A 14,476-nucleotide genomic window follows, 5' to 3' on the forward strand; every position below is an offset into this window, starting at 1 on the left:
AAGCTGCTTCGGGGCATGCCGTCAGGTGTTGTTCGAGAAGTGGTCATAACCGGCACTCGATAAGCGCGTCGGGGTACCGTTTGGCCCCCTCAGGATCAACCCGGGCTCCGCACGAATGCGGCCCACGGCGGTCAGGGCGCAGCCGAGGCCCGTCGCCATCGATGCGATCAGCGCTGAATGCTCGGACGGCACACAGAAACACAGCTCGTAGTCGTCTCCGCTCGACAGCGGCAGCGCCCAATCGCCCTCGGATACGATGCGGCTTGCCACGGCGGGAGACAGAGGCAGGGCCGTGAGGTCGACCTCGGCCCCGAGACCGGATGCCGCGAGGATGTGACCGAGGTCCCCGGCCAGACCATCCGAGAGATCGATCATGGCCGTGGCGATCCCGCGCAAGGCGGACCCGAGTGCGACGCGAGGATCCGGGCGTTCCAGTCGCGCACGCAATGCCGGATCGACCGGACCGCCCTCGCGCATGAGCCGGAGCGCCAGCCCGGCATCGCCCAGCGTCCCGCTGACCCAAACGATGTCGCCGGGACGAGCGCCGTCGCGACGCACAGCCGTTCCGGTACGCACCAGACCATGGACCTGTACGGTCACGCTCAAGGAACCGCGCGTGGTATCGCCGCCCACCAAACGCACCCCGTAGGTTTGAGCCAAATCGCCGAAGCCGCAGGCGAACGCAGCGAGCCAGTCGTCGTCGCGCTCCGGTAGGGTCAAGGCCAGCGTCGCCCAGGCCGGTGCAGCGCCCATCGCGGCGAGATCGCTCAGTCCGACGGCCAGGGACTTATGTCCGAGGGCCTCGGCATCACAGTCGTGAAGGAAGTGAATCCCGGCGACCAGGGTGTCGATGCTGACCGCCAGGCTCAGGCCGGCAGGGACCTCGAGCAAGGCGCAGTCGTCGCCGACGCCGAGCAGGACGTCGGCACGGGGCGGGCCGAGATCGGCGAAGAAACGCCCGATCAGATCGAACTCGGATCGCGATCCTTCAACCATCGACGGTGTCCGCAGGTCCGGTCGGCACGACGTCGCCCGGCCGGCCTCGGCGCAACGTCGGATGAGCGTGCGGGTCCGGCTGCCGCCCTGAGTCGCCCTGAGTCGCCATGCTGGCCTAGATGGTCCGACCCGACGTTGCGGCATGGGTGCGCGCAACCTTGTCGAGCACGCCGTTGACGTACTTGTGTCCCTCGTGGGCGCCGAGCAGCTTGGTCAGCTCGACCGCCTCGTTGATGGCGACACGATCCGGAATGGAATCGGAGAAGAGGATCTCGAAGGCACCCAGACGCAGGATCGCAAGCTCCACCGGATCGACCTGGCTGATGGGTCGGTCGAGGACGCGGTCGAGCTGCGCATCGATCTCGACGACGTGGATTGGAACCCCCGTGAGCAGTTGATCCAACAGCTCCATGTTGAAGTTGAACCGCTCCTTGGCATCGGGCGGGGCGGCGTCGTCCTCGGCACCGTTGAGCGAGCCGGCGACGGCATCGAGCCACTCGGGGTCATCGAGGAGATGACGTTTGATCTCCATCGGGTCTTCGCCGGTCAGCCGCCATTGATAGAGCGCCAAAGCGGCGTAGCGGCGTGACTGGCTGCGGGGATTGATCGTCATCAATCGAGCTGCCGCAGGAGGTCGACCATCTCGATGGCGGACATGGCCGCCTCGGCGCCCTTGTTGCCGGCCTTGGTGCCGGCGCGCTCGATCGCCTGCTCGATGGTGTCCACGGTCAGGACGCCGAAGGCGACCGGGATGGCGTATTTGAGGCTGACCTGAGCCATGCCTTTGACGCACTCCCCGGCGACATATTCAAAGTGGGGCGTGCCGCCGCGGATGACGGCACCCAGCGCCAATATGGCGTCGAAGCTGCCCTTGGCGGCGATACGCTCGATGGTCACCGGCATCTCGAAGGCGCCGGGCACGCGCACGATCGTCAGTGCCTCATCCGTTGCACCGTGGCGCTTGAGTGTGTCGATGGCGCCTTTCTCAAGCGCCTCGACCACGAAACTGTTCCAGCGCGACACTACCAGGCAGAAGCGCGCATTGTCGGCGCGCATGGCGCCCTCGATCGTCTTGATGCTCATCGGTTGGCTCGTCTCGATTCAAACCGCAAAGGCGCAAAGGGCGCGAAGGGTTTCAAACCGAAGTCTCGGAAGCTGTTCTTACCAACGAGGTGTCGGCGAATCCTGCATCGCCACCTCGTCATCCTTTGCGTCCCCTGCGCCTTTGCGTTCGCCCTCTCCGTCTCGGCATCCGCCGAGGCTCAGCTCGCTGGACCGCTCGCCGGCCTCCCGCCGGTGTACTCGACGACCTCCAGATCGAAGCCCGAAATAGCGTGCATCGCCTTGGGCGCACTCATGACGCGCATCTTGCGCACGCCGATATCCGAGAGGATCTGGGCACCGATCCCATAGGTCCGCAGGGCATTGCGATCCTGGCGGCGGGCCGGAACCACATCGTCCTCGTCGTGGAGCTGAAAGTCCTTCAGACGCGCCAGCAGGTCGGCGGCGCTGTCGCGGTTGCGCAGCACCACGATCACGCCCTCGCCTTCGGCCGCGACCTGTCGCATCACGTCCTGCAACGGCCAGCCGCAGGCGTTGTGACGCGTGCCGAAGAGGTCGCACAGGGTATTTTGCAGGTGCACCCGGACCAGCGTCGGGCGTTCCGGGCTGATCTCGCCGAGGGTCAAGGCGAGATGGATCTCGTTGTCGATACTATCCCTGTAGGCCACCAGGCGGAAGGTCCCGTGATCCGTGCGCAGCTCGCACTCGCACTCGCGCAGGACCGCCTTCTCATGGCGAACCCGATAGTGGATGAGGTCCGCGATGGTGCCGATCTTCAGCCCGTGGGTCTCGGCAAAGGCTTCGAGATCCGGTCGGCGCGCCATCGAGCCATCCTCGTTCAGGATCTCGACGATCACCGCGGCGGGGCTGTAACCGGCGAGTCGGGCCAGGTCGCATCCGGCCTCGGTATGACCTGCACGCACCAATACCCCGCCGGGTTGGGCCATCAGCGGAAAGATGTGTCCGGGCTGGACCAGGTCCTTCGGCTGCGCGTTCGGCGCGACCGCAGCCTGGATGGTCGTCGCCCGATCGGCCGCCGAGATGCCCGTCGTCACGCCGCGCGCCGCCTCGATGGAGACGGTGAAGGCGGTCGAATGGGCGGCCTGGTTATCGCTGACCATCATGGGTAGGCGCAGACGCTCGCAGTGCTCCTTGCTGAGGGTCAGGCAGATGAGGCCGCGCCCGTACTTAGCCATGAAATTCACGGCCTCCGGGGTCACACGATCGGCCGCCATCAGCAGATCGCCCTCGTTCTCGCGATCCTCGTCGTCCATGATCACGACCATCCGCCCCGCACGGAGCTCTTCGATGATCTCTTCGGTACTGTGGAGGCCTGAATTACCCATGACTCAAATATCGTCCGAACGAAAGCCCGTTAGTTTAACAAAGTCGGGACCGAGAAACGCTAGACGATCCAACAGCGTAGGATGGGTAGAGCGCAGCGAAACCCATCCTCCCCACTCCAACGCCGCAAACAAAAAGAACGAAACCCATCCTTCCCGCTCCCACCCCATCGTGTCGCCGACCCGAAATGCAGTGGTCCGGAGGATCGGTTTCCGTGCGCTCAACCCCTCCGGTGAGCTGCGGCGGTTTGGAGGATGGGTTTCGCTGCGCTCTACCCATCCTACGGCGAATGTCGATCACCCGTCGCCGGATCTCGCAAAACCATGCTGCGCGAGAAACCCCATGGTTAATCCCGGCTTCGCCGGAGCGCTCTCGGCCGCGGCATCGCCCAACAGCAGGCGCTCGAGATAACGGGCGATCAGGTCCACCTCGAGGTTGACCCGCGTGCCGCTGCGATAGCCGCCGATGATGGTCTCCGCGAGCGTATGAGGCACGATATTGAGCTCGAAGACGGCGCCGTCCACCTGATTGACCGTCAGGCTGGTGCCGTCCACGCAGATGGAGCCCTTCGGCGCGATATAGCGTGCCAGCTCCCCCGGGGCCTGGATGCGCAGCCGCCAAGACCGCGCATCCTCGCGCTGCTCGATGATCTGCCCGACTCCGTCGACATGACCGCTGACCAGATGGCCGCCGAGCGGGGTCGCCAAGGTGAGGGCCGGCTCCAGATTGACCGGGCTGCCGGGCGTGAGTGTGCCGAGCGTCGTGAGCGAGAGGGTTTCGCGCGAGACATCCGCAGCAAAGCCGTGAGCATGAAGCTCGACAGCGGTCAAGCAGATGCCGTTGACCGCGATGCTGTCGCCGAGCGCCGCGTGCGTAAGATCGAGTTTCCCGGCATCGATCGAGAGGCGCACATCGCCGCCTCGCGCCTCGAGCCGTTCGATGCGACCGATGGATTGGATGATTCCGGTGAACATGATGAGTGAGGAGTGATGAGTGGTGAGGTGCGTGATTAAACCAGTGCGCGGGCGCTGGCAGTCGGGTCCGGGCGAGCCGTAATGCGCAGATCTCGGCCGACGGCGCGAACATCGGTGATCGCAAGCGGGATGCGATCGCGCATCCGATCGAGTCCCGGCAGGGTGAACAGACCGCGTCCTGCATCGCCCATCAGATGTGGAGCCAGGTAGATCAGGATCTCGTCGACCAAGCCTTCGGAGATGGCGGCACCGGCGAGGGTCGGCCCGGTCTCCAGGAGAACCTCGTTGATCTCGCGCTGGCCCAGCTCGTTCAGAAGTGCACCGAGATCGACGTGGGCCGAGTCACCGGGACAGCGATAGACCTCGGCACCTGCGCCCTTGAGCTCGGCCATCCGCCCGGGGTCGTCGACTGCGCCGACGATCAGGGTCGTCCCGGGCAGGGTCAGAATGCGAGCACTCCTCGGCGTGCGCCAGCGGCTGTCGAGGACAACCCGTAGCGGCTGGCGAATCGTCTCGCCGGGACACATCCCGGGCAAATCCTCCGCGCCGAGCCGGACATTCAGACTCGGATCATCCGCCAGCAGGGTCCCGATCCCGGTGAGGATCGCCGAGCTGCCGGCGCGCAGGCGCTGCACGTCGCGGCGCGCCGCCTCGCTCGTGATCCAGTAACTTTCCCCGCTCGCCATCGCGGTACGCCCGTCGAGGCTCGCCGCGAGCTTGCACCGGACATAGGGTCGACCCTGTTCCATCCGCTTGATGAAGCCCGGGTTGAGCGCGCGCGCCTCGGCCTCGAGCAGGCCGGTCTCGACGGCAACACCGGCTTCGGTGAGCAGCCGCAAACCGCGACCCGCAACCAGCGGATTCGGATCGACCATCGCGCAGACAACCCGTGCGACACCGGCCTCCAGCAGACCGTCGGTGCAGGGCGGCGTGCGGCCTTGATGACAGCATGGCTCCAGCGTCACATAAGCGGTCGCGCCGCGGGCGCGCTCGCCCGCCTCGGTGAGGGCGTGGCGCTCGGCATGCGGCTCGCCGGCGCGCCGATGCCATCCCTCGCCGACGATATGACCATCCCGCACGATCACGCAGCCGACGCGTGGGTTTGGGTCGGTCGTGAAACGCCCGAGCTCGGCAAGCTGAACGGCACGCGCCATGTAAACATGATCGGCGCGCGGCAGCGTCGCGCCGCTGGGCTCGGCCGCGGACCACGACGTCAAGGCTTGAGCTCCAACTCCTGGAGCAGATCCAACTGCTGACGCTTAACCTCGGGCGTGGGCTGCTGCTCGAGCCGCTCGATCTCCTCGCGGAAGGCGGCGACGTCCTCGAACTTGCGATACACCGAGGCGAAGCGCACGTAAGCCACCTGATCGAGCTGACGCAGTTCCTCCATGACCAGCTCGCCGATCCGGAGGGCCGGGACCTCGCTCTCTCCGCTCGACATCAGTTTGCGCTGGATGCGCCACATGGCGCCGTCGATCTGATCCGTGCTGACCGCCCGCTTCTCGAGCGCGCGCATCATTCCGGAGCGCAGCTTGCGCCCGTCGAAGGGCGCACGGCTGCCGTCGCGTTTCACGACCCGCGGCAGATTCAGCTCCGCCGTCTCGAAGGTCGTGAAGCGCTCGTGACAGACGACGCACTTGCGCCGCCGCCGCACCTGGTCGCCCTCACCGGAAAGACGCGAGTCCACCACCTTGGTGTCCTGGGCGCCACAGAAGGGGCAGCGCATTCAACGCTCGTAGACGGGAAAGCGTTTGCAGAGCGCCAGCACCTTGGTCTTGACCGCGTCGATAGTGGCTTGATCGCCGCGCGCATCGATCAGATCGCACATCCAGCCGGCGAGATCGCGCGCCTCGTCGGTCCCGAAGCCGCGCGTGGTGATCGCGGGCGTGCCGACACGGATGCCGCTGGTGACGAAGGGCGATTGCGGATCGTTGGGCACGGCGTTCTTGTTGACCGTGATGTTGGCGGCACCCAACCAGGCGTCGACGTCCTTGCCGGTCAGACCCTGCTCGATGAAGCTGACCAGAAAGAGATGATCGTTTGTCCCGCCTGAGACCACGTCGTAGCCGCGCGAGAAAAACACCTCGGCCATCGTCTGGGCATTGAGCAGAACCTGCTGCTGGTAGACCTTGAAGCCGGGCTCCAACGCCTCCTTAAAGGCCACCGCCTTGGCGGCGATCACGTGCATCAGGGGGCCGCCCTGGATGCCGGGGAAGACCAGCGAGTTGAATCTCTTCTCAAGCTCGGGGTTGGCCTTGGCTAGGATCAGGCCGCCGCGCGGACCACGCAGTGTCTTATGGGTGGTCGTCGTGGTGACGTCGGCGAACTGCACCGGGCTCGGGTAGACGCCTGCGGCGATCAGACCGGCAACATGCGCCATGTCGACCATCAGATAGGCACCGACGGCATCGGCGATCGTCCGGAAGCGCGCCCAATCGACAATTCGCGAGTAAGCCGAGAAGCCGGCGATGATCATCTTCGGGCGATGCTCGTTGGCCAGACGCTCGACCTCGGCGTAGTCGATCTCGCCGGTCCTGGCATCGAGTCCGTACTGGACGGCGTTGTAGATCTTGCCCGAGAAGTTCGGCTTGGCACCGTGGGTGAGGTGACCGCCGTGCGCCAGGCTCATGCCGAGCACCGTGTCGCCGGGCTCGCACAAGGCCATGAAGACCGCGGCGTTGGCCTGGGAGCCGGAATGCGGCTGTACGTTGGCATAGTCGGCGCCGAACAGCTGCTTGGCGCGCTCGATGGCGAGGCTCTCGGCCACATCCACGTACTCGCAGCCGCCGTAATAGCGCTTGCCGGGGTAACCCTCGGCATATTTGTTGGTCAGAACGCTGCCTTGAGCCGCCAAGACGCGTGGACTGGCGTAGTTCTCGGAGGCGATGAGCTCGACGTGCTCCTCTTGGCGACGCTCTTCGTTCTGGATTGCACTCCAGAGTTCAGGATCATAGTCGCTGATCTGCATGCTTTTCTCGAACATCGTTCATTCCCCCGGCGGCGCAAAGCCGCACAGTGTATCGATTTTTCGGGCTTGCGTCGCTAACTGGGTCGCGGAACTCCGAAGAGGTGAGGGAGGAGATGGGGATTGGCAATCCCGCGGACGGTCGGTTTCGAACGGAATCGGTCTCGCTCAGAGCGAGAACGCCGAAACCCAGACCGATCGACGCAGGCGCTTTGCGGTGTAGAATTGCGGCCCGATCACACCGACATGGCCATCATGGACAGGTCGATAGAACACCGCCGGGGCCGCAGACGATGACCGAAACCATCCACAACGTCGATCACGCCGAGATCAGCAAGTTCGAGGAGCTGGCCTCGCGCTGGTGGGATCCGCACAGCGAGTTCAAGGCGCTGCACGAGATCAATCCGCTGCGCTTGGACTATATCGAGCGCGCTGCGGGCGGGCTGGCCGGCAAGCGCGTCCTGGATGTGGGTTGCGGCGGCGGCATCCTCTCCGAGTCCATGGCGCTGCGCGGTGCCGAGGTGACCGGGATCGATATGGGCGCCATGCCGTTGCGTGTCGCCGAGCTGCACACCCTCGAGAGCGGCGCGGAGGTCAACTATCGGCTTGTTCCGGTCGAGGTGCTCGCGGCGGAGCAGCCGGACAGCTTCGATCTGGTCACCTGCATGGAGATGCTCGAGCACGTGCCAAGCCCGGCCTCGATCGTCGATGCCTGTGCGCGTCTGGTTCGTCCGGGCGGGACGGTGGTCTTCTCGACGCTCAACCGCAATCCCAAGTCCTATCTCTTCGCCATCCTCGGCGCCGAGTATGTGATGGGACTTCTACCTAAAGGCACGCACGACTACGCCCGCTTCATTCGCCCCTCCGAGCTGCACGCCTGGATCCGCCCGACCGATCTGCGCACCACCGACATGACAGGCATGACCTACAACCCGCTGACCCAAACCTACCGCCTGAATCCGAATGATCTCGACGTCAACTACCTCGTGACCTGCGTGCGCGATTCAGATTGATGCGGGGCTCATGCTGATGCAGGGCTCGCAGGCCGCGAACGAGTGGGCCTTCCCGAATCCCGCGACCCCGCCCGGCTCGTCCGCCTACTACGGCGTGCGCTTTGCACCGCTCGGGCTACGCGATGATCTGGCCGCGCTGCTCGGCTGGCGTCACCTGGTGCGATCGGTCGTCGATGAGGTTTCGGACCGGGGTGTCGCGGCACGCAAGCTCGGCTGGTGGAACGACGAGCTCGAGCGCATCTTCGCCGGCACGGGTCGGCATCCGCTGGGGGTGCCGCTCGGTCGGCTGATCGCGCGGGCCGAGCTGCCGCGACAACCCTTCATCGACATCATCCTGGGTACGGAAGCAATCCTGGCCGATCGGCACGCCCGGGACGTCGCCGCACTGGCGGCCTTGGCCGACCTGGATCTCGGCGCGCTCTTCGAGCTGATCGCCCGCACCCACGGCGAGACCACACCGGCCGGCTTCGCTGCGGCCCGCCGCGCCGGGAGCTATTGCGGCATGGTCTTGCTCCTCCGGGACAGCGGTCGTCTGCTGCGGCAAGACAGATGCGGCTTCTTGCCCGAAGATCGACTGAGTCGTCACGGCGTGATTCATGCCGATCGGCGGCCAACCGAGATCCGTAAGCACTTGGCCGCGCTGCTCGCCGATCTCGCCGAGGATCTGAATCGCCATCGCGCCAGCCTGAGCCATGACCTTCTCCGGCTGCCCGCCGTCGTGCGGATCCGCGTCCGGCTCGCGGATCGACTTCTCGCCGAGATCGCGGACAGCGACTTCGAGGTCGCCGACCATCGGATCGCCCTGACCCCGATCCGCAAGCTGTGGAACGCCTGGCGCGAGAGTCGGCGTGAATCACTTGTTTAAACCGCGCAGGATCCAGCGGCGATCAAGTCTGCCGGGGCCGATCCCATCCAAAAACCTCGCATACCGCACCGGGCGCGGTTTAATCCTCAATGCCGCTGCGCGCGATCGCGGCGATAATTCCGCATCATGACAACCGATCAAGAGGCATTTCAAGCAATGGACCAAGGACAATCCGACGCCGATCGACTGGACGGACGCGTCATCTTGGTGACAGGCGCCGCCGAGGGGATCGGACGCGCCGTCGCGCTCGCCTGCGCCGCCGCAGGGGCGACCGTCGTCCTATCGCAATCCAACGAGTCGGACCTGACCGGCGTTTACGACCAGATCGAAGCCAACGGCGGGTCCGAGCCGGCGATCCTGCCGCTGAACCCCGAGACCGCGACCGAGGACGACTGCCTCGCCGCCGCCAATGTCCTCGGCGACGCCTTCGGTCGTCTCGACGGACTGGCCCATTGCGCCTCCTACGCGCCATTCCTGAGCCGCATCGACGACTATGACGCGAGCGAATGGGATCGCGTGATCCGCATCAATCTCACCACGCCCTTTCTCCTGACGCAGGTCTGCATGCCCTTGCTGCGGGCCTCCGAAGACGCCTCGGTGGTCTTTACCTCGGACCGCGTCGGTCGCCAGGGACTGGCCTACTGGGGCGCGTACGCCGCGGCCAAGTTCGGTGTCGAGGGGCTTATGCAGGTTTTGGCTGCCGAGATGCGCGAAAACGGCAAGATCCGGGTCAACAGCATCGACCCCGGCGTGGTGCGGACCGCTTTGCGCGCCCGCCTCTATCCGGGCGAGAACGCCCTGAACAACCCCTTGCCCGAGACGGTAGCGGGGATCTATGTCCGCCTGCTTGGGCCGGCCGGACGGGGCACCAACGGCGCGGCGCTTCAGGCGCAAGACTCGGTTTGATCGCCCGAGCCGGAACGCAGGCGATGCGTGCGCCATGATCCCTGCCCTCGACCAAGCGCTCGATCGCCTGCGGGCCGACGGGCTCTATCGGCGCCGCCGCGTGCAGGAGCGCCCGCAGCAACCGGAGGCCATCGTGGACGGCCGCCCCATGCTGAGCTTCTGCAGCAACGACTACCTGGGGCTCGCCAATCACCCCGCGGTGATCGCGGCACTGCGACACGGGGCCGAGCGTTGGGGCGTCGGCAGCGGTGCCGCCCACCTGGTGAACGGACACAGCGCCGCCCATCATGCCTTGGAGGAGGAGCTGGCCGACTTCACCGGTCGACCCCGTGCGCTCCTATTCTCGACCGGCTATATGGCGAACCTGGGTATCATCTCGGCGCTGACCGGCCGCGGCGACACACTCTGGCAGGACCGGCTCAACCACGCCTCGCTGCTCGACGGCGCCCTCCTCTCCCGTGCGACGCTGCGGCGTTATCCGCACGCCGATACCGCCGAGCTCGCCCGCCTGATCGCCGACCGAGACGCGGGCATGATTGCCAGCGACGGCGTCTTCAGCATGGACGGGGACATCGCCCCCTTGCCTGCACTCGCGCTGATCGCACGCCGCTCGGGCGCCTGGCTCCTAGTCGACGATGCCCACGGGCTCGGGGTGCTCGGGCGCGAGGGGCGCGGGACACTGGATCATTTCGGGCTCGACGCCGAGGATGTGCCGATCCTGATGGGCACCCTGGGCAAGGCGTTCGGCACCTTCGGCGCCTTCGTGGCCGGCTCGGATGCCCTGATCGAGACGCTGATCCAGCGTGCGCGAAGCTACATCTACACCACGGCAACACCGCCGGCCCTTGCCGAGGCGACACGCACGAGCCTCGCCCTCGCCCGTCGCGAAGACTGGCGACGCGAGCACCTGCAGGCCCTGATCGCCCGGTTCCGGGAGGGTGCGAACCAGCTCGATCTGCCGTTGTCCGAATCGCCGACGCCCATCCAGCCGCTGATCACGGGGAGCAGTCATCAGGCGCTGGCCTGGGCCGCCGCTTTGGAATCTCGAGGGATTCTCGTCGGTGCGATCCGCCCGCCCACCGTCCCGGAGGGTAGGGCGCGCCTGCGGGTTTGTCTGTCGGCCGCCCACACCGAGACCATGGTGGACCGCCTGCTCGACGCGCTCGGTGCCCTGCGACCCATCGCGCCAAGCGACTAACCCGGGAACGATCGCGGGACCCGAAAAGGCGCAATCACCGGGAGGTCCGAAGCCGTTGGTCGGATTAGCCCGGCGTCATCCGACACTCGGCGCGTTGGCTCGCAGGCGTCGGGTTACGGCCACCATCGACGTATTGCGTTAAGATCGAACGCCGCGCCACGCGGGCCTAACCCGACCGACGTGTTCACCACTGACGACGCGACACAGAATGCCCGACCCGATACACGCAAACCACACCGACCGCCACCTGGTTCTGCTCCATGGATGGGGGATGAACAGCGCCGTCTGGGAGCCTCTCGCCGACGATCTGCCGCCCGGCGTCATCCCCTGCCCCATCGACCTGCCCGGCCATGGCGATCGCCCCTTCTCGCCGCGACTCGCCGACCTCTGGTCCTGGGCCGATGCCTGTCTGAAGGCGGCCCCGGAGCGCGCGATCTGGCTCGGCTGGTCTCTCGGCGCACTGGTCGCCTTGGCGGCCGCGGTGCGTTCGCCAAAGCGCGTCGAAGGCTTGATTCTGATGACCGGCACCCCGCGTTTCGTGCGTGCGGCGGACTGGATGCCGGCCATGCTGCCCGAGACGCTCGACCAGTTCCATGCCGGTTTGCTCGCCGATCCCGCCGAGACACTCGCACGCTTCCTCGCACTCCAGGTGCGCGGCAGCGACGACGCGCGCGAGACCCTGCGGGGGCTGCGCCGGCGTATCGCCGAGCGGCCGCAGCCGGATTCGGATGCACTCTCGATCGGTCTGGACATCCTGCGCGACGAAGACATGCGCGGCCGGCTCCCCGACATCCGCTGTCCGACGCTTTGGATCTTCGGTACCCATGACACCCTCGTACCCCCTGCCGTGGCCGAGCGCATCGAGATCCTGATGCCGGGTGCACTCACCGCCGTCGTTCAGGGTGGCGCACACGCACCGCATCTCTCGCACCCGGATCAAACCCGCGTGATCGTTCGGAGCTTCCTGGCTCGCATCGAAGATCCCGGGTCAATTCCGAGCGAGGTTCGGGCCACGCCATGAATCCGATCGACGACAGGATCGACAAGGGTCGGGCCCGGCGGAATTTCGAGCTGGCCGCCGAGCGCTACGATAGCGTCGCCGTGCTCCAGCGCGAGATCGCCGACCGGCTGCTGGAACGCCTTGATTATGTGCGCCTCGAACCGGAGCGCGTGCTCGATCTCGGGGCCGGCACGGGGTATGCCGTCGATGCGCTGCACCGCCGCTACCGCAAGGCGCGGGTCATCGCACTGGACTTCGCACACGGCATGCTGTTGCAGGCGCGTCGGCGTGGTCGGTGGCTCAGGCGCCCGCTGTGCCTCTGTGCGGATGCCGAATCGCTGCCGCTTGCCGACGGCGCGGTCGATCTGATCGTCTCGAATGCCACATTTCAATGGTGCAACGGTCTGGATCGAACCTTTGCCGAGTGCCTGCGTGTCCTGCGTCCGGGCGGACTCCTGATGTTCACCACCTTCGGACCCGACACCTTGAAGGAGCTGCGCCAGGCCTGGGCGAGGGTCGACGGTGCCTCGCATGTGAGCCCCTTCCTCGACATGCACGACGTCGGGGATGCCTTGGTGCGCGCCCGCTTCGCAGACCCGGTCATGGACACCGAGAGGATGACCCTGACCTACCCTGCCGTGCGCGACCTGATGAACGACCTCAAGATCCTGGGTGCGGGCAACGCGACCGCCGATCGCCCGCGTGGTCTGACCGGTCGCGCCCGCCTCGCCGCCTTGGACGCAGCCTACGAGAACCACCGCAGCGACGGCCGACTCCCGGCCAGCTACGAGGTTGTCTACGGGCAGGCCTGGGTGCCGGAGCAAAAACCCGCGCAGGGCGGCATCGCCGTCCCCGTAAGCGCCATCGGACGCCGCAACCGCGCGACCTCGCCCGCGGATCGCGCCGTCGAGATCGGGGGCTGACCCCATCCACAATCATCGCATACCGCGCTGGGCGCGGTTTACGGGAGAATCGCATCGCCATGCACGGGCTCTTCGTAACAGGAACGGATACCGGCTGCGGCAAGACCGAGATCAGTCTCGGACTGATGGCCGCGTTGCAGGCGACGGGTGCGAGCGTACTCGGGATGAAGCCGGTCGCCTCCGGTTGTGCGCGTGGCCGCGACGGGTTGCGCAACGACGACGCCGTGCGCCTGCGCGCGCAGGGCAGCTCAGAGGCGCCATACAGCCTGGTCAATCCTTACGCCTTCGCACCTCCGATCGCGCCGCACATCGCCGCCGGAGAGGCCGGCGTCGAGATCCGTCTTCCCACCATCGAGCATGCCTATCGAACACTCGCCGGGGAGACCGATCAAGTCATCGTCGAGGGCGTCGGCGGCTGGCGCGTGCCCTTGGGGCCGAAGCTCTTCGTCAGCGACATCCCCAAGGCGCTCGGGCTGCCGGTCATCCTGGTGGTCGGTTTGAAGCTCGGCTGCATCAACCATGCGTTGCTGACGGTCGAGAGTATTCAGAGCACGGGTGGCGTCCTGGTCGGCTGGGTCGCCAATCAGGTCGACCCGACAATGCTGTCGCGCGACGCCAATCTCGCCACCCTCGCGGCCCTGTTCGACGCGCCCTGTCTGGGCGTCCTGCCCTGGCTCGAAGAACCGACCCCGAGCGAGCTGTCCGCATACCTCCATCCCGAGTTGATCGATCTACAGCCGAAACATGCCGCCAAGCTCGCCACGACGCAGACTCGGACAGAGGCGCGGACCGGAAAGGGACGCGCATAGCCGAGCGTTGTCCGCTATTCTTGGGCTTCCATACATTGCGTCCTTCTCAACAACATTGGATCCGGAATGATCGCCCTTTCGATGCCGTCTCAGAGCCGCACTCGCCCCCCGTCGAAGACCCTTGTCCTGGACACGCTTAGGCTCACGCTCTTGCTCGCCGCCGTCCTGACCGCTCCGGCGGCGCTCGCGGACCCGGTGGCCCAAGTCCGGGCCCTTCCGCAGGCAAGCCTGCTTGTTCAGGAGAACGGCCGTGATCTCATCGCGACCCGCGCCGAGACACCGCGCATCCCGGCGTCGACCATGAAGGTCCTGACCGCGTTCGCCGCGCTCGAGACCTGGGGACGCAACCATCACTTCGAGACCGACTTCTACAGCGACGACGCAGGCTGGCTGTGGGTCAGAGGTTATGCCGACCCCTATC

General features: G+C 66.3%; 16 protein-coding genes. 8 read left to right on the forward strand and 8 right to left on the reverse strand.

Annotated elements, in window-relative coordinates; translation table 11 throughout:
- Positions 1–21 precede the first annotated feature (21 nt).
- From thiL to glyA, 8 genes are all read right to left on the reverse strand, one after another.
- Complete coding sequence (thiL, locus tag GPT33_RS11750) at positions 22–996, reverse strand: thiamine-phosphate kinase (RefSeq protein ID WP_296809130.1); 975 nt, start codon at positions 994–996, stop codon at positions 22–24.
- A gap of 115 nt (positions 997–1,111) precedes the next feature.
- The gene (gene nusB, locus GPT33_RS11755; protein ID WP_296809132.1) at positions 1,112–1,609 is read right to left on the reverse strand and encodes a transcription antitermination factor NusB; all 498 of its coding nucleotides are present in this window, start codon (positions 1,607–1,609) and stop codon (positions 1,112–1,114) included.
- Positions 1,609–2,079 carry a 6,7-dimethyl-8-ribityllumazine synthase gene (gene ribE / locus GPT33_RS11760; RefSeq protein ID WP_296809134.1) on the reverse strand — a complete coding sequence of 157 codons (471 nt, stop codon included), beginning with the start codon at positions 2,077–2,079 and terminating at the stop codon, positions 1,609–1,611. The genes nusB and ribE overlap by 1 nt, the downstream gene beginning before the upstream one ends.
- Before the next feature lie 179 nt (positions 2,080–2,258).
- Entirely contained in the window at positions 2,259–3,404 is a 1,146-nt protein-coding gene (gene ribBA / locus GPT33_RS11765) for a bifunctional 3,4-dihydroxy-2-butanone-4-phosphate synthase/GTP cyclohydrolase II (RefSeq protein WP_296809136.1), read from the reverse strand.
- A gap of 294 nt (positions 3,405–3,698) precedes the next feature.
- Entirely contained in the window at positions 3,699–4,376 is a 678-nt protein-coding gene (locus GPT33_RS11770; protein WP_296809138.1) for a riboflavin synthase, read from the reverse strand.
- Positions 4,377–4,411: 35 nt separating this feature from the next.
- Complete coding sequence (ribD, locus tag GPT33_RS11775; protein WP_363929307.1) at positions 4,412–5,593, reverse strand: bifunctional diaminohydroxyphosphoribosylaminopyrimidine deaminase/5-amino-6-(5-phosphoribosylamino)uracil reductase RibD; 1,182 nt, start codon at positions 5,591–5,593, stop codon at positions 4,412–4,414.
- On the reverse strand, positions 5,590–6,102 hold the full coding sequence (gene nrdR, locus GPT33_RS11780) for a transcriptional regulator NrdR (RefSeq protein ID WP_296809140.1): 513 nt from the start codon (positions 6,100–6,102) through the stop codon (positions 5,590–5,592). Before nrdR ends, ribD begins: the two co-directional genes overlap by 4 nt.
- The gene (gene glyA, locus GPT33_RS11785) at positions 6,103–7,359 is read right to left on the reverse strand and encodes a serine hydroxymethyltransferase (protein ID WP_296809144.1); all 1,257 of its coding nucleotides are present in this window, start codon (positions 7,357–7,359) and stop codon (positions 6,103–6,105) included.
- A gap of 275 nt (positions 7,360–7,634) precedes the next feature.
- On the opposite strand from glyA, the gene ubiG reads away from it, so the two are divergent.
- The 8 genes from ubiG to GPT33_RS11825 all read left to right on the forward strand — a co-directional run.
- Positions 7,635–8,354 (forward strand): bifunctional 2-polyprenyl-6-hydroxyphenol methylase/3-demethylubiquinol 3-O-methyltransferase UbiG, encoded by a 720-nt coding sequence (gene ubiG / locus GPT33_RS11790; RefSeq protein WP_296809148.1) that lies wholly within the window; start codon positions 7,635–7,637, stop codon positions 8,352–8,354.
- A 10-nt stretch (positions 8,355–8,364) separates the two neighbouring features.
- On the forward strand, positions 8,365–9,219 hold the full coding sequence (locus GPT33_RS11795; RefSeq protein ID WP_296809151.1) for a squalene/phytoene synthase family protein: 855 nt from the start codon (positions 8,365–8,367) through the stop codon (positions 9,217–9,219).
- 156 nt (positions 9,220–9,375) lie between these two features.
- Positions 9,376–10,125: an SDR family NAD(P)-dependent oxidoreductase gene (locus GPT33_RS11800; protein ID WP_296809170.1), complete on the forward strand. Its 750-nt coding sequence runs from the start codon at positions 9,376–9,378 to the stop codon at positions 10,123–10,125.
- 34 nt (positions 10,126–10,159) lie between these two features.
- Positions 10,160–11,323 carry an 8-amino-7-oxononanoate synthase gene (gene bioF, locus GPT33_RS11805; RefSeq protein WP_296809154.1) on the forward strand — a complete coding sequence of 388 codons (1,164 nt, stop codon included), beginning with the start codon at positions 10,160–10,162 and terminating at the stop codon, positions 11,321–11,323.
- A 208-nt stretch (positions 11,324–11,531) separates the two neighbouring features.
- Complete coding sequence (gene bioH / locus GPT33_RS11810) at positions 11,532–12,344, forward strand: pimeloyl-ACP methyl ester esterase BioH (RefSeq protein ID WP_296809157.1); 813 nt, start codon at positions 11,532–11,534, stop codon at positions 12,342–12,344.
- Positions 12,341–13,246, forward strand: coding sequence for a malonyl-ACP O-methyltransferase BioC (gene bioC, locus GPT33_RS11815; RefSeq protein ID WP_296809159.1), 906 nt, complete (start codon positions 12,341–12,343; stop codon positions 13,244–13,246). The genes bioH and bioC overlap by 4 nt, the downstream gene beginning before the upstream one ends.
- A gap of 59 nt (positions 13,247–13,305) precedes the next feature.
- Complete coding sequence (gene bioD / locus GPT33_RS11820) at positions 13,306–14,055, forward strand: dethiobiotin synthase (protein WP_296809162.1); 750 nt, start codon at positions 13,306–13,308, stop codon at positions 14,053–14,055.
- 66 nt (positions 14,056–14,121) lie between these two features.
- On the forward strand, positions 14,122–14,476 hold a 355-nt coding region (locus GPT33_RS11825; RefSeq protein ID WP_296809164.1), incomplete at its 3' end, for a D-alanyl-D-alanine carboxypeptidase.

This window comes from Thiocapsa sp. (assembly GCF_011390875.1).
Taxonomy (GTDB): domain Bacteria; phylum Pseudomonadota; class Gammaproteobacteria; order Chromatiales; family Chromatiaceae; genus Thiocapsa.